The 250-nt window shown below is 60.4% G+C and carries 1 pseudogene; it reads right to left on the minus strand.

What is annotated here, in order from left to right:
* Positions 1 to 110 precede the first annotated feature (110 nt).
* Positions 111 to 250 (minus strand): annotated as a pseudogene (locus JHD07_RS29045) (tyrosine--tRNA ligase); the annotation flags it as partial.

The raw sequence follows: 250 nt of genomic DNA on the forward strand, positions 1-250 counted from the left end.
ACCTTTTCCTTGCTCGTTTCCGCTGTCGTTCCCTTGGGCGTGTTCTGATCCATTGCCCGTCAGGGAGCGCGCATCCGCGTACCCTGACAAGCAGTGAAAAGCTCATACGCCTATGCAGGCTTGATCAGCACGTGCTTCTTCTTGCCGAAGGACAGCTTGATCACGCCTTCCGGCGTCAGGTTGCCCGCCGACAGCGCCATCTTCTCGTCGGTCACAGGCGCATCGTTGACGCGCAGGCCGCCGCCCTTGA

The sequence above is a fragment of the Bradyrhizobium sp. genome (assembly GCF_016462955.1).
Lineage (GTDB): Bacteria > Pseudomonadota > Alphaproteobacteria > Rhizobiales > Xanthobacteraceae > Bradyrhizobium.